This is a genomic window from Pseudomonas syringae group sp. 243L2 (genome assembly GCF_032587875.1).
GTDB classification, from domain to species: domain Bacteria; phylum Pseudomonadota; class Gammaproteobacteria; order Pseudomonadales; family Pseudomonadaceae; genus Aquipseudomonas; species Aquipseudomonas amygdali.
Map to the genome: position 1 here is coordinate 257,840 of NZ_JAWHPL010000013.1, position 21,487 is coordinate 279,326.

Consider the following 21,487-nt stretch of genomic DNA (forward strand, 5'->3'; position numbering starts at 1 on the left):
TTCTTATGCTCTGGGCCTGTGTCTTGCTGCCGCAACTGGCGCTCGACGGCGTCATGCGTCGTCGTAACGATCCCGATGAACCTCTGGCGCTGATCAGCGGCAGTGCTCAACGTCGCGTGTTGCAAGCCGTCAATCCGGCGGCGCGTGCGCTGGGTTTGAAAGCCGGGCAGTCGCTGACGGCCGCTCAGGCGCTGGTGTCGAACTTCTCCACGGTCGAGCATGACCCGGCCGACATTGAGCGCTTGCAGCAACTGCTCGCGGCCTGGGCGTACGGTTTCAGCTCCAATGTCAGCCTCAAGTACCCTCGAGTGTTGCTGATGGAGATTGAGTCCAGTCTCAAGCTGTTCGGCCCTTGGCCGGTGTTCGAGGCACGCTTGCGTGAAGAGCTGACCACGCAGGGTTTCCGGCATCGCATCGTGGTCGCGCCCAACCCGATAGCCGCACGGATGCTGGCCAACATGCATGACGGGCTGAGCATTGATTGCCCGCAGGCGTTGCGCCGCAGCCTGGAGCATATGCCGCTGGAACGCATCGGTCTGAGCCGTGAAACCGCCACGGCCCTGACACGCATGGGGCTGCGCTCTGTGCGGCAGGTGCTGGCCCTGCCGCGCGATACACTGGCGCGGCGGTTCCCGGCCAGCGTGCTGCAGCATCTCGATACATTGCTTGGCGAACGACCGGTGGCACTGGAGTGCTACACACCGCCGGACTTCTTCGATGTACGCATCGAGCTGAATTTCGACGTCGAGTCGCATCAGGCCCTGTTGTTTCCGCTCAAGCGGCTGATCGCCGATCTGGCTTTGTTCCTGGCCGGACGCGACAGCGGTGTGCAGCGATTTTCCCTGCATCTGGAGCACGTTGAAGGTCCGGAGACTGTGGTGCCAGTCGGACTGCTGAGCGCCGAGCGCGATGCGTCGATGCTGTTCGAACTGGCCCGCGGCAGGCTTGAGCAGGTGCTGGTCGCGTCGCCGGTACGTGCCGTGCGCCTGCTGGCGCGAGACTTGCCGGATTTTGTCCCGGCGCACCGTCAGTTGTTCGATGAGCGCGTGCAGCAGACCTTGCCCTGGGAGCAACTGCGCGAGCGCCTGCGTGCGCGACTGGGTGACGAGTCTGTGAATGGCTTGCGCGCTCAGGCCGATCACCGTCCTGAATGTGCCTGGCAACCACACAGCACAAGCAAACCGGTCTTGCCGGCCAAAGCTTGTATGCGCCCGGGCTGGTTGCTGCGAGAACCCCAGCCGCTGCCACTTCATGCCACGCGCATCGTGGCGGGGCCCGAGCGAATCGAGTCAGGCTGGTGGGACGGCGGCGATGTACGCCGCGACTACTATCTGGTCGAAACCTCCAGCGGCCAGCGCGCCTGGGCCTATCGCAGCGTGGGCGAGCAGGGTGAACTGCTGCTGCATGGCTGGTTCGCATGACCAGCGAATACGCCGAGCTGCATTGCTTGTCCAACTTCAGTTTTCAGCGCGGCGCCTCAAGCGCCCGTGAGCTGTTCGAACGAGCCTTGCGCCACGGCTATCAGGCGCTGGCCATCACTGACGAGTGCACGCTGGCCGGTATCGTACGTGCCTGGCAGGCGTCCATCAGCACCGGCCTGCCGTTGATCATCGGCAGCGAAATGCACATCGAGAACGGGCCGAAAGCCGTGCTGCTGGTGGAAAGCCAGACAGGTTATGAGGCGTTGTGCAAATTGATCACGGTGGCACGCCGCAGAGCCAGAAAAGGTGAGTACCGGTTGTTGCGTGAAGATTTCGAGCCGTCTCCGGACGGGTTGCTGGCCATCTGGCTGCCGGAAATCGAAGGCGACGCGCAAGCCTGCCTGGCGCATGGACGCTGGTTGCGTGAGCGCTTTGCCGAGCGCCTCTGGCTCGGCGTGGAGTTACATCGCGGCGCGGATGACGAGCAGCGTCTGGCCGACTTGCTGGCGCTGGCGCAATCGTTGGGTATCCCGGCAGTTGCCAGCGGTGATGTGCACATGCACGCGCGCGGTCGGCGTGCCCTGCAGGACACCATGACTGCCATTCGCCATCACACGACCGTGGCCGAAGCAGGGCACCTGTTGTTTGCCAACGGCGAGCGCCATTTACGGCCACTGGATGCGCTTGCCGAGCATTACCCGGACTGGCTGCTGGCCGAATCGGTGCGTATTGCCCGGCGCTGCACGTTTGATCTCAAACAATTGAAATATGAATACCCGCACGAGCTGGTCCCCAAAGGCCAGACACCCACGTCGTGGCTGCGTGAACTGACCGAGCGCGGTGCCCGCAAACGCTGGCCGAACGGGCTGACGCCAGCCACCCGCGCGCAGGTCGAGAAGGAACTGGCCCTGATCACGGAAAAGAAGTTCGACAGCTACTTTCTGACCGTGCATGACATCGTCGAGTTTGCCCGCAGCCAGCACATCCTTTGTCAGGGACGCGGCTCGGCGGCCAACTCGGCAGTGTGTTATGCGCTGGGGATCACCGAGCTGAACCCGGAAAAGAGCAACCTGCTGTTCGAGCGCTTTATCTCCAAAGAGCGCAACGAGCCACCGGACATCGACGTGGATTTCGAGCACGACCGCCGCGAAGAAGTCATTCAGTACATATTCAGGCGTTATGGTCGGGGCAGGGCGGCGCTGACCGCAGTGGCCAGCACGTATCACGGCTCGGGCGCAGTGCGTGATGTGGCCAAGGTGCTGGGTTTGCCGCCTGACCAGATCAACGCCCTGGCCGATGCCTTTAGCCGCTGGAGCGATTCGCTGCCGTCGCCCGAACGCCTGCGCGAATACGGCTTCGATGCCGACATGCCAATCCTCAAGCGTGTGCTGGCACTCACCGGCGAGCTGATCGGCTTTCCTCGGCATTTGTCGCAACATCCGGGCGGCTTCGTGATTTCCGAGCATCCGCTGGAGACGCTGGTGCCTGTCGAGAACGCCGCGATGGCCGACCGCACGATCATTCAGTGGGACAAGGATGACCTGGACCTGGTCGGCCTGTTGAAAGTCGACATACTTGCACTGGGCATGCTCAGCGCTTTGCGCCGCACGTTCGATCTGGTGCATCTGCACCGGGGCAAGCGCTGGACCCTCGCAGACCTGCCGGGCGACGACCGGAAAACCTACGAAATGATCAGCCGGGCCGACACCATCGGCGTGTTCCAGATCGAGTCGCGTGCGCAGATGGCCATGCTGCCGCGCCTCAGACCGGAAAAATTCTACGACCTGGTCATCGAAGTCGCCATTGTCCGGCCGGGGCCGATCCAGGGCGACATGGTTCACCCATATCTGCGTCGGCGTAATAAAGAGGAAGCCATTACCTATCCGCCTAAACTAAAAAGCGTCTTTGAGCGCACCCTGGGCGTGCCGCTGTTCCAGGAGCAGGTCATGGAAGTGGCGATCATCGCCGCTGGTTACACACCGGGCGAGGCGGACGAACTGCGCCGAGCGATGGCCGCGTGGAAACGCCACGGCGGGCTGGAGCCGCATCGCGAACGGCTGCGCACGGGCATGCTGAAAAACGGCTATGAAGCGGACTTTGCCGACCGGATCTTCGAACAGATCAAGGGCTTTGGCAGTTATGGTTTTCCCGAATCCCATGCCGCCAGTTTCGCCTTGCTGACCTACGCCAGTTGCTGGCTTAAGTGCCATGAACCGGCAGCGTTCACCTGCGCACTGATCAACAGCTGGCCGATGGGGTTTTACAGCCCGGATCAATTGTTACAGGACGCCCGTCGCCACCACATTGAAATCCGCCCGGTGGATGTGCGCTACAGCGACTGGGATTGTTCGCTGGAGCCGCTCGATCATCCCGACAGCACGCGCAATCTGGCGATTCGCCTGGGGCTGCGCATGGTGCGTGGTTTTCGCGAGGATGATGCCCGGCGCATCGAAACGGCCCGCTCGAAACGGCTGTTCAGCGATGCCACAGACCTTAGCCTGCGTGCCGGTTTGGACGCTCGCGCCGCTGAAGCACTGGCGGATTCCGGGGCCTTGCGTGGCCTGATTGGTCATCGGCACCGGGCGCGCTGGGAAGTGGCAGGGGTGGAAGCCCAGCGACCGTTGTTCAACGACTTGCCCAGCGAAGACACACAGGTAACGCTGCCGCTGCCGACGGTGGCCGAAGACCTGATGGCCGACTACGCCACTCTGGGTACCACCCTTGGTCCGCACCCACTGGCCTTGCTGCGTCGGCAACTGGCTGCCAAACGCTTTCGCAGCTCACAAGACTTGCTGAGCTTGGAAAACGACCGAACCCTCAGCGTGGCGGGGCTGGTCATCGGCCGCCAACGACCGGGCACCGCCAGTGGCGTGACCTTCGTGACGCTGGAAGACGAATTCGGCATGGTCAACGTCGTGGTCTGGCGCGACCTGGCCGAGCGACAGCGCAAGGTCTTGGTGGGCTCGCAATTGCTGCAGGTGTTCGGGCGACTGGAATCGAAAAGCGGCGTACGGCACCTGATCGCCCAGCGGCTTTATGACCTGACGCCGCTGTTGACTGGACTGGATGTGCGCAGCCGGGATTTTCAGTAATCGGGCCTGTAATTTGCAGTAGCAATCGGTACATCCTGCCAACGAGAAGCCCTGTATGTACAAAGACTACCCAGCCGCTTACCAGGTCAGCAAAGGCGCGGCGCTGCAAGTGGATACGGCCTTTTACGAGCGTATCCGCACGAATGCGCAGCAGCGTAACCTCGTCGAGCAATTTGAAGTGCCGATCCGCACCGGACGGGCCTGGAAGGTCAAGGCCGGTCAGGTGTTTCGTGTTACCACACCGGTTGGCCCGCAGGTGGGCGATTTCAATCTGTGGAACGCCAACGACCCTCGGGAACGCCTGTGGGCGGCGCGCACGCGTCAGTTGCAGGGCGCGCATGTCAGCACCCATGACCGGCTGTGGTCGAACCTGCCGTTTTTACGGCCGCTGGTCACCATCACCGATGACAGCCTGGCCAGCTCCGGGATCGACGAGCATGGTGGCCGCCTGCACGATTTGCTCGGCACGCGCTGTGATCCCTACGTCAACAAGATGCTGACCGGCGAAGACTTTCATCATCACTGCCATTCGAACCTGACCCGCGCAGTGCTGCCGCACGGGCTGACCGAATTCGATGTGCATGACGTGTTGAATATCTTCCAGTGCACCGGCCTGAACCATGACGACATGTACTTCATGAAAGCCTGTCCGGCGCAAAAGGGCGATTACCTGGAGTTCTTTGCTGAAATCGACCTGCTGTGCGCCTTGTCGACCTGTCCGGGTGGCGACCTGTCACTGCCGATGTGGGGGCCTGACGCGCAGGACCCGTTAAGCGTTTGCCGTCCGCTGGGCGTCGAAATCTACGATCTCGACGCTGCGTTGCTGGAGGGTTGGCAGTCTCCCGAACGTGCAGCTTATAACGGTCAGCATGGCTTGCAGATTGCCAAGGCTGAATGGGAAAAATAACCGCTCAGGCTGCGCGAGCCATCTTGCGCAGCCCCCAGACCATCACCGCCCCCAGCCCGAGCATGGCCAGAAGCAGTGCCGGGTAGGCCACCCACCAGTGCAGCGGGGCGGTCATCATGCTGAATTCCGACATGCCGCCGATCCCGGCAATCAGGTTCAGGGGCAGAAACACCACATTGATTAGCGTCAGTTTGCGCAGCAGGGTGTTGGTGCTGTTATTGACCAGATTTCCGCGTGCATCCATCAACCCGGCGAACACCGTGGAATAGATCTCCGCCTGTTTGTAGCACTGGTCGTTCTCGATGATCATGTCGTCGATCAGCGCCAGGCTGTCGGCTGCGTATTGCCGGCCTTGCGCATGGTTGCGCAAACGCGTCAGGACCGCCCCGTTGCTGTGGATGGCATTGATGTAATACACCAGACTTTCGCTGAGGTTGAACATCTGCAGCAAATGGCGGTTTTCCAGGGAAGAGTTGAATTTCTGCTGCAATTCCCGGGCGACCATCTTGATGACTTTCAAATGGCCCAGATAGTGATGAATATTGTTGAACAGCAGCTCCAGAAGGATATCCAGCGGCTGGTCTAACGGGCGGTGAGCCCCCAGCGCGCTCAAGGGTAGCTCGTCATCGCAGATCAGCACCAGCTGGTCCCGGCTCAACAGCACGCCAAAGGACGAAACGTCGAACGAGAAGCTGTCCTTGCCCGAATAGTTCTCGGGACGTTTCCAGATAACGAACAACGCATCAGGGTGAAACTCGATGCGCGAAATTTCGTCGGGGTCGAGTGCCGAGGCAACGGCATGCTCATCAAGGTGAAATCGCTCCAGCAATAATCTGCGTTCCCCGGCATCGGGTTTGCTGAACCACAGCACCTGAGCCTTTTGCGGGTCACATGCCAGCAACTGGTTGTTGTCGAGTTTCAGGCCCTGAATCATCGTTTCACCATGCCTGGCCGAGGCGTTTGAGCTCAAGACGGCGGACGAATTCTTCCAGCACCAGGCTGTACAGATCATCCTGCAGATAAGCGTCTTCGATGCCGGCGTCCAGATTCGGGTTGTCGTTGACCTCGATCACCACCACTTGATCGCCTGACTGTTTCAAGTCCACGCCATACAAGCCGTCACCAATCAGGTTGGCGGTCTTGAGCGCCAGTTCGACCACGGCGCGCGGCGCTTCGTGCACCGCCAGGGTACGGCATTCGCCAATGACCTCGGCACCGATTGCCTTGTGGTTGTAGATCTGCCAATGCCCTTTGGACATGAAGTACTGGCAGGCGAATATCGGTTTGCGGTTGAGAATGCCAATGCGCCAGTCGTACTCGGTGTAGAAAAACTCCTGAGCCAGCAACAACACCGAATGCTCGAACAGCTGGGTCGTTGCCGTGTGCATTTCCTCGGGTGTGCTGACCTTGATCACGCCTCTGGAAAAACAGCCATCGGGAATCTTCAATACCAGCGGGAAACCCAGGCGTGTGGCCACGTGCTGCAGTTCTTCCGGGCGATCCTTGTAGAGGATTTCCGTTCGCGGCATGCCCAGATCATGGCTTTTGAGCAGATCGGTCAGGTACACCTTGTTGGTGCAGCGCAGGATCGAGGTGGAGTCATCCATGACCACCAGCCCCTCGCTTTCGGCTTTCTTGGCAAAGCGATAGGTGTGGTTGTCAACGCTGGTGGTTTCACGAATCAGCAGCGCGTCGTACTCGGCCAATCGGGCGTAGTCTTTCTTCTCAATCAGCTCGACATCGATGCCCAGGCGCTGACCGACGCGGATGAAATTGGCCAGCGCCTCGGTGTTGGACGGTGGCAGCTGTTCCTGCGGGTCATGCAGGATCGCCAGGTCATAGCGGGCCATGCGCCGGGAGCTGGGCTGGCGCCAGACGTTGCGGCTGAAGCCTTCCAGCGCCATGGCGAACTCATCCTGCTGATCATCGCGCAGGCGCGGCAGAGCGCCGGCCTTGATACCAGCAATGTGCCAATTGTCACGCTTGCGAAACTCCACCATCAGGATCGGGCAGGGGAAGACTTCAAACAATTGACGGGCGAGATCCTTCAACGGCTCAAGTGTGGTCTGACCGAAGTAAAGTGTCAGGGTAAACCCTTCGGTGTCGTCATAAGGGTGATCCTGAAGTGCGGTTTCCAGCAACTTGTCCAGGTCATCGAGGGCCAGGCCGTAGAGTGACTTGCGGGTCAATTCGCTGATGGTCTTTACCGAGGGAATGACATTGTGCTGGCGCGCTTCGGCCAGCAGGGAACAGTAATAACCGTGGCCCAGGTATTTGTAGCTGCGGCACAGGTTGATGACTTGCACACGCTTGCCTGCCGTGGCTTTCAGCGGCTTTTCCAGATAATCCTGGGCGCTGATCAGGTTTTCGCTGGGGAAGTACGATGCCCAGTCTTCGAGCCGTTCGACAATAATCACCAGTTGCCTCTGCGCTGCAAAGAGTGTTGTGGGGTCTGCTCGTCGGGTTGTTGCTGAAAGCGCAAGTTGCGCAGATACTTCGTTCATCTTCACCTGTGCCGCTGACATGTGTAATCGATCCGATGGGAAACAAGTCCTTTCTATTAAGCATGTGCTTTTTGAAATGTCCCGTTTCGTTACACAACTTTTACGGCGGTGCAGATGGACTTTATATTTCGCGATGCAGTTGAAACCGATGTCGACGAATTGCTGCTCTTGGAGAACCAGTGCTTTGACGGCGACCGTCTGACCGCGCGCAGCTTTCACTGGATGATTCGCCGCGCCAATGCCAGCCTGATCGTCGCCGAGCAGGCCGGACAGCTCACCGGCTATGCGCTGGTGCTGTTTCATCGGGGCACCTCGCTGGGGCGTTTGTATTCGCTGGCGATTGCCGATGCGGCGCGGGGCAAGGGGCTGGGCAAGCAGTTGTTGCAACGTGCCGAGCAGCAGGCCGTGGGCCGCGACTGCGCTTACCTGCGCCTTGAGGTGCGCCCTGATAACCACGCGGCTATCGGGCTGTACGAACGCAACGGCTACCGGCGCTTCGCTCAGGTCGACGACTATTACCAGGACCATGCCCCGGCGCTGCGTTACGAGAAGCGCATCGTCGAGCATGCCCGGCTGGACAGTCGTTCAGTGCCTTACTACCAGCAGACTCTGGAATTCACCTGTGGCCCGGCCTGCCTGTTGATGGCGATGAAGGCTCTGCAACCTGCGCGTTTGATGGACCGCGCCGAAGAACTGCAGATCTGGCGCGAGGCGACCACGGTGTTCATGACCTCCGGCCACGGTGGATGCAGTCCTCAAGGGCTGGCGCTGGCTGCCCGGCGACGGGGCTTCGCCGTGAAGTTGCTGGTGTCGGTGGCAGGCCCGCTGTTTCTGGGCGGCGTGCGCAGCGACAACAAGAAACAGGTGATTCGCCTGGTTCACGAGCAGTTCTGTCATGAGCTGCGAACCTGCGGTGTAGAGACGCTGCCCAACCGCTCATTGAACCTGCCTCGCGTACTGGCCGAGGGCGGCAAGCCGCTGGTGCTGATCAGCAGCTATCGCCTGACACGCTCCAAGGCACCGCACTGGGTGATGGTCACCGATTGCGACAGCGATTTTGTCTACCTGCACGATCCTGATATTGATCACAGCCTGCATCGCCAGGCCATCGACTGCCAGCATATGCCGGTAAGCCATGCCGATTTCAATCGCATGAGTTGTTTCGGCACCGATAAACTGCGCGCCGCAGTGATTGTGTTTGCCGCGCCTGTGGATGATCATGCGTGCGCTTCCCAAGCGGCTTCAGCAGCCCGGCCACAGGATCCCGTACATTGATCAAGTCAGCCCTCAAGGCCCTTTGCGCACTGGCCATCGCCGCGAGCCTGTCGGCCTGCATCAGCGCGCCAGTCCCTCTGACGCCAAAAACTGCCGAACAGTTGCGGCAGCAGCCACCAGTGCGGTTCCTGCTGAGCTTTGATGACGGCCCCAGTGCGTCGACTTTTTACAACCCCAGTATCACCGTACTCGACAGCCTGGCCGACAATCCGTTGCAGCCGAACATCAAAGCCGTGTTCTTCGTGCAGACCGGCGCCACAGGCGCAGGGAATAGTGATCAGGGGCGGGCGATCATGCATCGTCAGCATGAAGAGGGGCATTTGCTCGGCTTTCATACCGCCACGCCGCACCACACCAATCATCGTTCGTTGACCGATGAGGAGCTGGAGCAGTCCCTGACCCAAGGCTGCGCCATCATCGCCTCGATTACCGGCGTGCCGACCACGTTGTTGCGCCCGCCGTTCTGGAACTACGACAAACGCACGTTCAGCGCCTACCAGCGTCATGACCTGCATGTATTACTGACTGACCTGAGCGCCAATGACGGCAAGATCTGGGGCTATAACTTCAGCCTGCGCCGCCGTTCGAACATGGTCAGTCAGCTCTCGCAAGTACGTGAACGCATCGCCGCCGGAGAGCTGCCTGCGGTGGACGGGGTGATTCCGGTGGTGGTGACCTTTCACGACCTGAACCGCTACACCGCGCGGCATGCGCGAGAGTACCTGCAGATACTGGTCGACAGCGCCCATCAGACCGGCGTGCGACTTGCCGACAAGCCGTTCTACGACGACAGCGCGCAGTTGCAGCGCGCTGCCCTGGCGCGCACGGTCAAGGACGCGGGGCAGCCTGTAAGGCTACCCGGCGCATGGAACTGGATCTGGGACCACAACGCTCACTGACGCCCGGTCAGACCAGGGTGTTCTTACGCACGTGACCGCCCTGAACAATCATCGCCAGATGCTCGCCCTGACCGACCAGGCAACCGATATCGCTCAGCGGGTCGCCATCCACCACCAGCAGATCGGCTATCGCACCGGCGCTGATGCAACCCAGTTCACCCTCGCGCTGGAGTATCTGCGCCGCAACACTTGTTGCACTGCGTAACGCCGCCAGATTACCGAGCAGTTCGGCGCGAATCTTCAGTTCGTGGGTCTGGTACTCATGCATTTCCCCCAGTAAATCCGAGCCATAGCCCATCGGTACGCCCGCTTCGGCGAACAGCAGCAGGGCGTTGCGGCCGGCCTGGCGCACATCCTCGATTTTGGCCACCGAGTCCGCTGGCAGGCCGAAGCGCTCGCCGTACTCGGCAAGCATTTCATAGGTGACCTGAGTCGGTACCGCAAATGCGCCTTTTTCGGCCATCAGTCGGGCGGTGTCGGCATCCACCAGGTTGCCGTGCTCGATGGTTCTTACGCCGCATTCTATGGCGCGCCGAATCGCTCGTGCGGTATAGGCATGGGCCATCACGTAGGTGTTCGCAGCGGCGGCTTCGTCAACGATGGCGCGAATCTCTGCCTCGCTGTATTGAGTGTTGGCAATCGGATCGGTTGGTGACGAGACGCCGCCCGAAGCCATGATCTTGATCTGGTTGGCGCCCTGTTGCAGCTCTTCGCGCACGGCCAGACGCACGTTATCGACGCCGTCCACTACGCGGGCGATGGCCCCGGCCCGAAAGCAGCACGAGCAAGGCTCGTTGAGCAGCAATTCGCCGCGTGCGCGCATGTCGCCATGGCCGCCGGTCTGCGACAGTGCTTTGCCCGATGCGAAGATGCGCGGACCTGGAATCAGCCCCATCTGGATCGAACGCGCCAGCGCCCAGTCGGCACCCCCGGCATCACGAACAGTGGTAAAACCGCGGTTGAGCATCGCAGCCAGAATCGGTAATGCGCGGTACATGATGATTGCGTTGGGTTGCAGGGCATTCATGCCCAGGTTGGCGTTGGAAGCCAGCACATGCACATGGCAGTCGATCAGGCCGGGCATCAGGGTTCTGCCGCCCAGATCGATAATCCGCGCGCCAACCGCGGCAGGCTCGCCTTCGGCACGCACGTCGATAATGCGCTCACCCTCGATCACGACTTCCTGGCCGGAAATCAATTGCCCTTTTTGCAGGTCCAGCAGGCGACCGTTGCGCAGGATCAGGCGTGTAGGATCAGCAATACTCATTGGAAAGCTCCAGACAGGGGACGATGGGCAGCAGGCGCACGGTCGCGATACAGCAGCGCACCAATACCGCTGACGACGGCCGCGAACATGATGTAGAAAGCGGGTGCCAGGTTGCTGCCGGTCGAGGCAATCAGCCAGGTGATGGTAAAGGTGGCAAAGCCGCCGAAAATGGTGACGGCAAAGTTGTAGGCCACCGAAAGCCCGGTGGATAGCACGTGGGTGGGCAGTAATTCGCCAAAGGCCGCAAGGATCGAACCGATGTAACCGGAAATCAGCAGGCCGAGTACCAGCTCAAAGACCAGCAGCGAAAACAGTCCCGGCATCTGGTTGATGAACAGGAACATCGGGTAGGCGCTGAAGAAGATGGCAATTGCCGAGCCCAACAACCATGGGCGATGCCCGCTACGGTCTGCGAGGGCGCCGACAATCGGTGTGGCGACGATCAGTACCGCGCCGCCCATCATGCCGGCGCTGAAGCCCATCCATGACGGCAGGCCGAGCACGCGCTGGGCGTAGGAGGGGATGTAAAACAGGATGGCATAGGTGCAGACGGTCCACAGCACGACCAGCGAAAAGCTGATCAGGGTCTGGCGCGGGTAGGTCTTGATGACTTCGCGCAGAGGCGACTCGACTGGTTTTGCGGCCTTGTAGGCAGGCGTCTCATCCACCCGGCTGCGAATATAAAAGCCGACCGGCCCGATCAGTGTGCCGATCAGAAACGGCACCCGCCAGCCCCAGCTTTCCAGCTGCGCCTGGGTCAGGTAACTGGACAGCACCGCGCCCAGCGCGGAACCCAGCAGCACCGCGACGCCGATGCTGGCCTGAATCCAGCTGGAGTAAAAGGCTTTTTTGCCCTCAGGCGCATGCTCGGTCAGGAATGCGGTGGCACTGCCCATCTCGCCACCGGCAGAGAACCCTTGCAGCAGTCGCGCCAGAACAATCAGCAGCGGTGCTAGATAGCCAATTTGCGCGAAGCTGGGCGTCAATCCGATGATCAGCGTCCCCAGCGCCATCAGCAGGATGGTCAGGGATAAAGCCGCCTTGCGCCCGCGCCTGTCACTGTAGATGCCCAGAACAATGCCGCCCACCGGACGCATGAAGAAGCCGACCCCGAAGGTCGCCAGCGCCAACAGGTAAGAGGTCAGCTCGCTGCCGGTGGGGAAGAACACTTTGGCAATGATCACCGAGAAGAAGCTGTAGACCGTGAAGTCAAACCATTCCAGGCCATTGCCGATCACCGTAGCGGTCACCGCGCGGCGTGTCTTTTGTTCATGGGTGCGTGAAGCAGAGGATCGTAATGTGCTCACTGAATAGGCTCCTGCATGCGATACACGCAGGGAGGCCCCCTGCAGTGGCTGCATTGATTAAGGGGCAGGGTTGATGTAAGTGCGGCTGAGTCAGGTCTTTTTGCCCGTTTCAGTCGAGAGTAGGTGTTGGGCCGATTTTAAGAAAACGCTTATTGCGCAGGTTTGCATGCGCCAGACGCATGCAAGCGTCAGGGGCAGGGTGTCAGCGTGGCTATTTCATCTGTCAGCCATTTCTCGAACGCTCGCGCAGCGCGCCGGGGCGTCTTGCCGCTGGGGGTCAGCAGGTAATAGCCGCCTATTGCACCCACACTTTTCTGGCAGGCCGGCACCAGCGCACCGGACTGCACGTGACGGTCAATCATCGGTTGCCAGCCAAGCACGATACCGTGCCCGGCGACAGCCAGGTCGACCAGCACCGGATACAGGTTGACGGTCATGCGCTTGCGGATCAGCGACGCATCAACGCCCTGACGGCCGAACCAGTCTCCCCAGGACAGCCACTGACGTTGCCCGTCTTCCAGCATCAGCAGGCAGTGGTCCAGCAACTGTGCAGGTTCCAGCAGTTGGCCGTTCAGGTAGTCTGGCGAGCAGTAGGCATTTACCGATTCGGCGAACAGCAAACGACTGTCGAGGCCCGTTGGTGATGTTTCGCGCAGGAAATACAGCGCCAGATCGAATTCCGCACGAATCAGCGAGTCCAGCCCGTCGACCACTCGCAGGCGGATATCCACGGCGGGGAAGGCATCGCGATAGCGTCCCAGCAAAGGGCCCAGCCACAGTGCGGCTACGCCGCTGGAACACGCCAGCGTCAGTTGTTGTTCGCCGCTATGGGTAATGACTTGTGCCGTGGCCTCTGCACACAGGGTCAGCACGCGCTGGATCTGCTCGGCGTAAATCTGCCCGGCGACCGTCAGATGAATGCGCTTGTGCTCGCGACGAAACAGCGCGCGGCCGAGAAATTCCTCCAGTTGCGCGACCTGACGGCTGATCGCGCTCTGGGTGAGGTTCAGTTCGCTGGCGGCACGGGTAAAACTAGCGTGCCGAACGGCGGCTTCGAAGGCGATCAGGTTCTGCAAGGGTGGAAGGGGCTCGATACGCACAGCGGCTCCTGTTGCGGGCAGGTCTACAAAGGGTCGGGAAATGGCGTCGATAGCAGCCAGTCCCTGAACACGCACAGCGATGGCAGGTTCTGAAAGCGCGTCGCGTACGCCAGGTAGTAATTGCGCCCACTGTCCAGCGGCTCGAACAGGGTGACCAGTTCTCCGCTGTTAATTTCGTCCTGCACCAGAATGCGCGGTACCAGTGCGATACCGATGCCCGCCGCCACAGCCTGGATCAGGTGCGAGGTCAGTTCGAAACTCGGGCCGGGGCGCATGATGTGGTGGTCCAGCCGATTACTGTCGAACCAGTCCGACCAGGCATTGGGCCGCGATACCACGCTCAGCAACGAATGCTGGGCCACCTGCGCCGGGGTGATCGTCTGGTAGCCAACAAGCGCAGCAGGGCTGGCAATGACCACCAGTTTTTCGCTGACCAGCGGGTGGGCGATGTAACCGGGCCAGTTGCCGTTACCCGCACAGATGATCGCGTTCATTTCGCTGGCTGCCGGCGTCAGGTCGGCATGCACGATGCGTGAGTGGATGTGCACCACATAGCCCGGATGCCGGGTGTAAAAATCATTCATCCGCGGCAGCAGCCATTTGGAGCCGAAGGTGGGCAGCACGGCCAGGTGCAGCGTGCCGCCTTCTGCCTTGTGCGCAATGGTTTGCAGGGTTGCGCTGCGAATACGGCCCAGCGCCGCGGCCAGCTCATGCTGGTACAAGGCACCGGCAGTGGTCAGTTCGATACGTCTGCCATCACGCTTGAACAGCTCGACTTCCAGTTGGGCTTCCAGCGCCTGCACCTGGCGGCTGACGGCGCTCTGGGTCAAGGCCAGTTCGTCTGCGGCTTTGGTAAAGCTGCCATGCCGCGCGGCCGCCTCGAAAGCGAGCAATAAAGACATGGAGGGCGTCAGTCTTCTGGTGTTCATTCATAAAACTCATGGAAAAACGGCATCTTTTACGTTTGCACTGAAGCATGACACGCCGGAGAATCACGATAACCGTTGATGACGCCATGCATACGAGCGTTTCGAAGCATACGTGCTTTGCATATAAAACGCCTAGCCAGCCAGGAAGACCACCATGATTGCGCTGTTGAAACCGACCTCCGAGCAGGTCGGTCACTATGACCGTTTCCTCAATGCCTTGGTGGAGGGCGGCTTTCGCGGCGAAATAGCCAGGGACCTCGGCTCGCGTACTGTGCTGGCCACTGACAACTCCATCTACCAGCGCCTGCCGCAGGCTGCGGTGTTCCCGATGGACAGCCATGATGTGGCAATTGTCGCCCGCCTGGCAGCGCGGCCCGAGTACAAGCAGGTGGTGCTGACCCCGCGTGGCGGAGGCACAGGGACCAATGGGCAGTCGTTGACCGACGGCGTGGTGGTCGACCTGTCGCGGCACATGAACAATATCCTTGAAATCAACGTCGAGGAACGCTGGGTGCGGGTGCAGACCGGCGTGGTCAAGGACCAGCTCAACGCAGCGCTGAAGCCGCACGGGCTGTTTTTCGCGCCGGAACTGTCGACCTCCAACCGCGCCACGATTGGCGGCATGATCAACACCGACGCCAGCGGGCAGGGCAGTTGCACCTACGGCAAGACCCGTGACCATGTGCTGGAACTGACGACCGTGCTGCTCGGTGGTTCCTACGTCAACAGTCAGGCATTCAGCGCTGAGCAGCTGGCCAGCGAGCAAGCGCGTGTTGACCGTGCCGGCGATGTGTATCGCTGTGCGCAGCAGATCGCCGATACGCAGGCGCAATTGATCAAGGACGTTTTTCCGCCGCTCAACCGTTGCCTGACCGGTTACGATCTGGCGCACCTGCGTGAGGAAGACGGGCGTTTCAACCTCAACAGCGTGCTGTGCGGTTCCGAGGGGTCGCTGGGGTTTATCGTCGAGGCCCGACTCAACGTCCTGCCAATCCCCAAACATTCGATTCTGGTCAACGTTCGTTATGCCGGTTTCATGGACGCTCTGCGGGATGCCAAGGCGTTGATGGCGCACAAGCCGCTGTCCATCGAGACCGTGGACTCCAAAGTGCTGATGCTGGCCATGCAGGATATCGTCTGGCACGGCGTGGCCGAGTATTTCCCGCAGGACCCGGCCACGCCGACTCTGGGCATCAACCTGATCGAGTTCAGTGGTGATGAGCTGGACGAAGTGGAACAGCGCGTCCATGCATTCGTCGCTCACCTGCAAAAAGACACCTCGGTGGTGCGCCTAGGTCATACCCTGGCAACCGGCAGCGCTGCGGTAAACCGCGTCTACGCCATGCGCAAGCGTTCGGTAGGGCTGCTCGGCAACGTCAAGGGTGAAGCGCGGCCGCAGCCGTTTGTTGAAGACACGGCTGTGCCACCGGAAAACCTTGCCGATTACATTCAGGAGTTTCGTGCGCTGCTGGACAGCTACGGCCTGCAATACGGCATGTTTGGCCATGTTGATGCAGGCGTGCTGCACGTACGACCGATTCTGGACATGAAGGACCCGGCGCAGGCGGCACTGATTCGCCCGATCTCTGACGCCGTCGCCGCGCTGACCAAGCGCTACGGCGGGCTGCTGTGGGGCGAACATGGCAAGGGCCTGCGTTCGCAATACGTGCCTGAATATTTCGGCGAGTTGTATCCCGCATTGCAGGCCCTTAAGGCTGCCTGCGACCCGTTCAACCAGCTGAACCCCGGCAAGATCGCCACGCCTGCGACGGTGCCGGAATCACGCTTGACGCTGGTGGATGAAGTGACGTTGCGCGGTGATCTGGATCGCACTATCGATGAACGGGTCTGGCAGAGCTACGACAGCGCGCTGCACTGTAATGGCAACGGTGCCTGTTACAACTACGACACCGACGATGCCATGTGTCCGTCATGGAAAGCCACGCGTGACCGCATTCACTCACCCAAGGGCCGCGCTTCGCTGGTCCGGGAATGGCTGCGTCTGCAAGGCGAGCAGGATGTCGACGTCCTGACCGGCAGCGCCAGGGCGCGGAATGCCAATGTGCTGAAAAGCCTTGCCGAGCGAACTGTCAACAGCGTGGCCAGAGTAGCAGGGCAGAAGGATTTCTCTCATGAAGTCTACGATGCCATGGCCGGTTGTCTGGCCTGCAAGTCCTGCGCGGGGCAGTGCCCGGTCAAGGTCAACGTGCCTGAGTTCCGTTCGCGTTTTCTGGAGCTGTACCACAGCCGCTACCTGCGCCCGATCAAGGATTACCTGATTGGCTCGCTGGAGTTCAGCATCCCGCACCTGGCGCGGTTTCCCCGGTTGTACAACGCGATCATGGGCGCAAAACCGGTGCGTTACCTGCTTGAGCACGTCGCCGGTATGGTCGACAGCCCATTGCTCAGCCTGATGGACTTTCGCGCGGCCTGCGCGCGCTGGAATGTCGGCATTGCCACGCCGCAGCGTCTGGCCGCGTTGAGCGAGCAGGAGCGCAAACGTACGGTGGTGCTGGTTCAGGATGCGTTCACCCGATACTTTGAAACCTCGCTGGCAGCAGACTGGCTGGAGCTGATCTCGCGCATGGGTTATCAGGTTTATCTCGCACCGTTCGCACCCAACGGCAAGCCGCTGCACGTGCAGGGTTTTCTGGCCGCGTTCGAGAAGGCTGCCAGTTTCAACAGCCAGTCGCTTGGCAAGCTGGCAGGGTACGGCATTCCGCTGATCGGTCTGGACCCGGCCATGACCCTGGTCTATCGCCAGGAGTACAGCAAGACGCTGGGCAGCGAGAGCGTACCGACCGTCATGCTGCCGCAGGAATGGCTGGCTTCTGCGCTTGAGGAGCAGTGTGACGCTCCGTCAGGTGAGACGTATTACTTCCTGCCGCATTGCACTGAAAAGACCAACGAGCCCGCCAGTGTCGGCCTTTGGCAGAAAGCCTTCGCTCGCGCCGGGCTCAGGCTTGATGTGCTGGCCAGCGGTTGCTGTGGCATGTCCGGCACTTATGGGCATGAAACCCGAAACGCGAAAACCAGCGACACCATCTATCGTCAGTCCTGGCAGCCGCTGGTGGCCCGGCATGGCGTTGAAGGTCGACTGGTCGCCGATGGCTACTCATGCCGCAGCCAGGTCAAGCGCCAGGATGGCAAAGTGGTGCAGCATCCACTACAGGTACTGCTGGAACGGGTGAGGGCGCTATAGAGAGGACGCAGAGCGTCCAGAACGGCATGCCCACGCGGAGCATGGGCACGATAGTTACAAAACTATCGTTCCTCACGCTCCAGCGTGGGAATGCCTTGCGTGATGCTGCGCGTCACAGATCTGTGCCGCGCCGTTCGGCCAGAACTTAGACCAGGTACTTGTTGAACCACCCCAATGTGCGGTCCCAGGCCAGTTTGGCCGCGGCTTCGTCGTAACGCGGGGTGGAGTCATTGTGGAAGCCGTGGTTGGCGCCCGGATAGATGTACGTTTCGTACGTCGTGCCAGCCGCTTTCAGGGCTTTCTCATACGCGGGCCATCCTTCGTTGATGCGGATGTCCAGTTCGCCGTAGTGAATCATGACCGGCGCCTTGATCTTCCCCACGTCTTCGGCGTTGGGCTGGCGGCCATAGAACGATACGGCAGCGCCCAGTTCCGGGTACGCCACGGCTGCAGCATTGGCCACGCCGCCGCCATAACAGAAACCGGTGATGCCGACCTTGCCGGTGCTCGCGTCATGCTTCATCAGCCACTCGATGGCAGCGAAGAAATCGTTCATGAGCTTTTCCGGGTTAACGGTCTGCTGGAGCTCCCGACCCTTGTCGTCATTGCCCGGATAGCCGCCGACCGAGGACAGGCCGTCAGGTGCCAGCGCGATGAAACCGGCTTTGGCCACACGGCGGGCAACGTCTTCGATATAGGGGTTCAAACCGCGGTTTTCATGCACCACGACCACTGCCGGTACTTTGCCGGTGGCTTTTGCCGGGCGTACCAGATAGCCACGAACCTGACCATGCCCCTTGGGGGAGGGGTAGGACACATACTCGGCAACGATATCCGGATCGGTGAATTCCACCTGTTCGGCCAGCGCGTAGTTGGGGCTGAGGGAAGCGAGCAGCGCGCTGGCGGTCAGGCCGCCGAAGGTGAACAGCGCAGCCCGATCGAGAAACTCGCGTCGATTGATCCGGCCGTGCGCGTAGTAGTCGTAAAGCTCAAGCAATTCAGGGGCAAAGTCTTTTGCAGTGAGACGTTCCATCAGTACGCTTCCTTCTGAATCATTCAGGGCTGCCTGCGTGTTGGCGGGCTGATGGGCGCAGCGCGATCAACACAATGTCCGGTCCCGATAGTATTTCCAGAACACCGGGATCGCTACTGCAAATTGAAGAAAAGCCGTCATCCCTTACCGATCTCGCCAACGAGCCTGATGTGCAGGCCCGTGCCTGCTGCCAGTGGTTCAGGAAAATCAGGCATCTAATTGCACTACTTGCCATCAGTGATGTCCATTTGACTCCTTCGGCACATGCCATGGCGTTTGCGCTGTGCAAACCAACATATTATCGAGCCGCCGTATCAAGCAGCGTCGGTTCAGGCCGACAACACATCATGATCTTCACCCCACGCTCATGGTCATATTCCACCTGCATTTCGAGATAACGTGATGATGACCCTCCCGACGGAAGACCGCACCCAGCTGTTCAAGGACACGGCTATCCAGTTCTGGAACCACATCACTCCGATCGTGTATGTCGCGCTGGGCATTCACTGTGTCTTGCTGGTGGTGTTCCTAGGGCTGGGCATGAAGGTCCTGTGGGTAGCGAACATCGTCAGCACGCTGCTCTACATCAACTGCCTTTACCTGATCCGCAGACAGCGCTATCGCCAGGCCGGACAGCTGATGTGTCTGGAAATCATCGGCCATGCACTGCTCGCGACATGGGAGTTGGGCTGGGAAAGCAACTTCAGCTTCTACCTGTTCTGCGTGATCCCGATCATTGCCTTTACCTTTCAACTGGTCGCTATCAGACGCATTGCCTATAGCCTGGCGATACTCCTGTCGCTGGTCGGATGCTTCGCCTTTCGCCGGCACATGGGCCAGGAATCAGGCCTTAGCCAGAACGTGCTCGATGCGTTCGGTATCGTCAATGCGCTGGTGGCCACTGTCCTTTCGATTTATGCCACCGCACTCTCGGTACGTTTCACGTCGTCGATGCAACTGAGCCTGTTTCATATTGCCAACCGCGACAGCCTGACCAATCTTTATACGCGCAGGAGAGTCCTGCATCGCATACGCGAGCTGGAGGCAAGGCGTCAGGGGTTCTCGGCTTCACTGATCCTGCTCGACATCGATCATTTCAAACAGATCAATGATCTTCATGGGCATGAGACCGGTGACGCGGTGTTGCAGCGGGTGGCCGAAGTCATCAGTTCAAGCGTGCGCAACAGCGATATGGCTGCCCGTTGGGGCGGTGAGGAGTTTTTGGTGCTGATGCCGGACACCGCGCCCGATGATGCACTGCGGGTGGCGGAGCGCATCTGGCGGCGTATTGCTGAAGAGGCCGGTCAGATCGATGAACGCAGCATTGCGGTCACCGCAACCCTTGCCATGGCAACCCTTGCCGCGGGCGAGACCTTTCAGATAACCCTCAATCGTGCCGACACGTCGCTTTATCTGGGCAAACAACAAGGCCGAAACCGGGTAATGATCGCCGGGTGAGGTGTTCATTCACCCAGTGCTCCATCAGCGTGTAGACTTTCGCGCTTTGAACAGAGGGCGCATTGCGTCGCGCTTCCTCATTGGCTATGTATCGATCAAGGCATGCTTATGGATTTGCGTCAGCTCGAAGCCTTCGCGGCGGTCATGTCGGCAGGCAGTGTCACTGCTGCCGGGAAAATGCTCGGCCGTTCCCAGCCATCAGTGACCCGAGCCATTCAGGAGCTAGAGCAGGAGTTGGGTTTTGCATTGTTTGAGCGCAGCGGGCCGAAGGTCACGCCTACCCACAAGGCGTTCATGATGTATGGCGAAGTGGAGAGCGCGCTGCTGGGCGTGCGGAATATCCGCCAACGTGCGCAGCATATTGCCCAGGAAGAAAATCACCAGATCAAGCTGGTAGCGATCTCGGCCCTGGCGGCTGGTTTGCTGCCCACGGCCTTGTCGCGCTTGCCTGAACATCTGCGTCCGCAACAGATCCAGTTGCAGAGCATGTCCCCGGAGAATGTGGTTCAGGCTGTATTGTCGAAAACCATGGACCTGGGCGCGGTCAGCCTGCCGCTGGAGCATCGCGGCCTGGAAATCCACTGGATCGGCGAAGCGCCTTGCGTGGCGGTATTGCCTGCCGATTCTGCGCTCGCCACCCATGAAGTGCTGTCGATGGAGCTGCTGCGTCAGCAAACGCTGATCACCATGGCCAACCCGTATCGCTTTCGTCGACGCATCGACAAGGCGTTTCAGGACGCGGGCGGTCAGCCGCCGCGCATGCTTGACACCAATACGTCCCTGATCGCCATGCAAATGGCCAGAGTCGGGTTGGGTATTGCGCTGGTCGATCCTTTCACCGCCATCGGCGTGCCGTTGCAAGGTGTGGTGGTCCGGCCGATCGCCTGCAACATCCCGTTTTTCTTCGGTCTGATTTCAGCCTTCGCCAGCCCGTTGTCCGATGTGGCAAGCGCGCTGATCGATGAGATTGCCGACAGCGCAAAAACCCTGTTGCCGGCAATGATCATGCACGAAGCCAGCGCGCACGATGCCCTGTTGCAGAGCATTTATGCCGAGTGAGCGTGAGGTGCAATGCGTGTCGTGACGCTCCACG

General features: G+C 60.4%; 15 protein-coding genes. 8 read left to right on the plus strand and 7 right to left on the minus strand.

Going from position 1 to position 21,487, the window contains the following annotated elements:
* The first annotated feature begins 5 nt into the window (after nucleotides 1-5).
* The 3 genes from RYB66_RS06910 to RYB66_RS06920 are packed head-to-tail and all read left to right on the plus strand — an operon-like array spanning nucleotide 6 to nucleotide 5,420.
* Nucleotides 6-1,421, plus strand: a complete 1,416-nt coding sequence (locus tag RYB66_RS06910; protein WP_005777494.1) for a Y-family DNA polymerase — start codon at nucleotides 6-8, stop codon at nucleotides 1,419-1,421.
* Nucleotides 1,418-4,513 (plus strand): error-prone DNA polymerase, encoded by a 3,096-nt coding sequence (locus RYB66_RS06915; protein WP_046832860.1) that lies wholly within the window; start codon nucleotides 1,418-1,420, stop codon nucleotides 4,511-4,513. Before RYB66_RS06910 ends, RYB66_RS06915 begins: the two co-directional genes overlap by 4 nt.
* A gap of 55 nt (nucleotides 4,514-4,568) precedes the next feature.
* Nucleotides 4,569-5,420, plus strand: a complete 852-nt coding sequence (locus RYB66_RS06920; RefSeq protein WP_005777491.1) for an urea carboxylase-associated family protein — start codon at nucleotides 4,569-4,571, stop codon at nucleotides 5,418-5,420.
* Between the two features lie 4 nt (nucleotides 5,421-5,424).
* Here the strand turns inward: RYB66_RS06920 and RYB66_RS06925 are convergent, their stop codons facing one another.
* Complete coding sequence (locus tag RYB66_RS06925; RefSeq protein WP_005743647.1) at nucleotides 5,425-6,354, minus strand: magnesium transporter CorA family protein; 930 nt, start codon at nucleotides 6,352-6,354, stop codon at nucleotides 5,425-5,427.
* 4 nt (nucleotides 6,355-6,358) lie between these two features.
* Entirely contained in the window at nucleotides 6,359-7,945 is a 1,587-nt protein-coding gene (locus RYB66_RS06930; protein WP_005777489.1) for a RimK family alpha-L-glutamate ligase, read from the minus strand.
* A 93-nt stretch (nucleotides 7,946-8,038) separates the two neighbouring features.
* Here RYB66_RS06930 and RYB66_RS06935 point away from each other — a divergent pair, with 93 nt between their 5' ends.
* On the plus strand, nucleotides 8,039-9,199 hold the full coding sequence (locus RYB66_RS06935; RefSeq protein ID WP_316894109.1) for a GNAT family N-acetyltransferase/peptidase C39 family protein: 1,161 nt from the start codon (nucleotides 8,039-8,041) through the stop codon (nucleotides 9,197-9,199).
* On the plus strand, nucleotides 9,196-10,098 hold the full coding sequence (locus tag RYB66_RS06940; RefSeq protein ID WP_005743651.1) for a polysaccharide deacetylase family protein: 903 nt from the start codon (nucleotides 9,196-9,198) through the stop codon (nucleotides 10,096-10,098). The genes RYB66_RS06935 and RYB66_RS06940 overlap by 4 nt, the downstream gene beginning before the upstream one ends.
* A 7-nt stretch (nucleotides 10,099-10,105) precedes the next feature.
* Here RYB66_RS06940 and RYB66_RS06945 read toward each other — a convergent pair whose 3' ends face one another.
* From RYB66_RS06945 to RYB66_RS06960, 4 genes are all read right to left on the minus strand, one after another.
* The gene (locus RYB66_RS06945) at nucleotides 10,106-11,365 is read right to left on the minus strand and encodes a metal-dependent hydrolase family protein (protein ID WP_010202549.1); all 1,260 of its coding nucleotides are present in this window, start codon (nucleotides 11,363-11,365) and stop codon (nucleotides 10,106-10,108) included.
* Nucleotides 11,362-12,672 (minus strand): MFS transporter, encoded by a 1,311-nt coding sequence (locus tag RYB66_RS06950; RefSeq protein WP_016981284.1) that lies wholly within the window; start codon nucleotides 12,670-12,672, stop codon nucleotides 11,362-11,364. The genes RYB66_RS06945 and RYB66_RS06950 overlap by 4 nt, the downstream gene beginning before the upstream one ends.
* Nucleotides 12,673-12,860: 188 nt before the next feature.
* Complete coding sequence (locus RYB66_RS06955; protein WP_005743654.1) at nucleotides 12,861-13,772, minus strand: LysR substrate-binding domain-containing protein; 912 nt, start codon at nucleotides 13,770-13,772, stop codon at nucleotides 12,861-12,863.
* Between the two features lie 23 nt (nucleotides 13,773-13,795).
* The gene (locus RYB66_RS06960; protein ID WP_002553726.1) at nucleotides 13,796-14,701 is read right to left on the minus strand and encodes a LysR substrate-binding domain-containing protein; all 906 of its coding nucleotides are present in this window, start codon (nucleotides 14,699-14,701) and stop codon (nucleotides 13,796-13,798) included.
* A gap of 154 nt (nucleotides 14,702-14,855) precedes the next feature.
* Here RYB66_RS06960 and RYB66_RS06965 point away from each other — a divergent pair, with 154 nt between their 5' ends.
* Nucleotides 14,856-17,903, plus strand: coding sequence for an FAD-binding and (Fe-S)-binding domain-containing protein (locus RYB66_RS06965; protein ID WP_010202544.1), 3,048 nt, complete (start codon nucleotides 14,856-14,858; stop codon nucleotides 17,901-17,903).
* Between the two features lie 145 nt (nucleotides 17,904-18,048).
* Here RYB66_RS06965 and yghX read toward each other — a convergent pair whose 3' ends face one another.
* Nucleotides 18,049-18,936 (minus strand): YghX family hydrolase, encoded by an 888-nt coding sequence (gene yghX, locus RYB66_RS06970; RefSeq protein ID WP_005777470.1) that lies wholly within the window; start codon nucleotides 18,934-18,936, stop codon nucleotides 18,049-18,051.
* 402 nt (nucleotides 18,937-19,338) lie between these two features.
* Between yghX and RYB66_RS06975 the strand changes: the two genes are divergently transcribed.
* Together RYB66_RS06975 and RYB66_RS06980 are read left to right on the plus strand one after the other, a co-directional pair.
* The gene (locus tag RYB66_RS06975; protein WP_005777468.1) at nucleotides 19,339-20,394 is read left to right on the plus strand and encodes a GGDEF domain-containing protein; all 1,056 of its coding nucleotides are present in this window, start codon (nucleotides 19,339-19,341) and stop codon (nucleotides 20,392-20,394) included.
* A 108-nt stretch (nucleotides 20,395-20,502) separates the two neighbouring features.
* The gene (locus tag RYB66_RS06980; protein WP_002553730.1) at nucleotides 20,503-21,453 is read left to right on the plus strand and encodes a LysR family transcriptional regulator; all 951 of its coding nucleotides are present in this window, start codon (nucleotides 20,503-20,505) and stop codon (nucleotides 21,451-21,453) included.
* Nucleotides 21,454-21,487 lie beyond the last annotated feature (34 nt).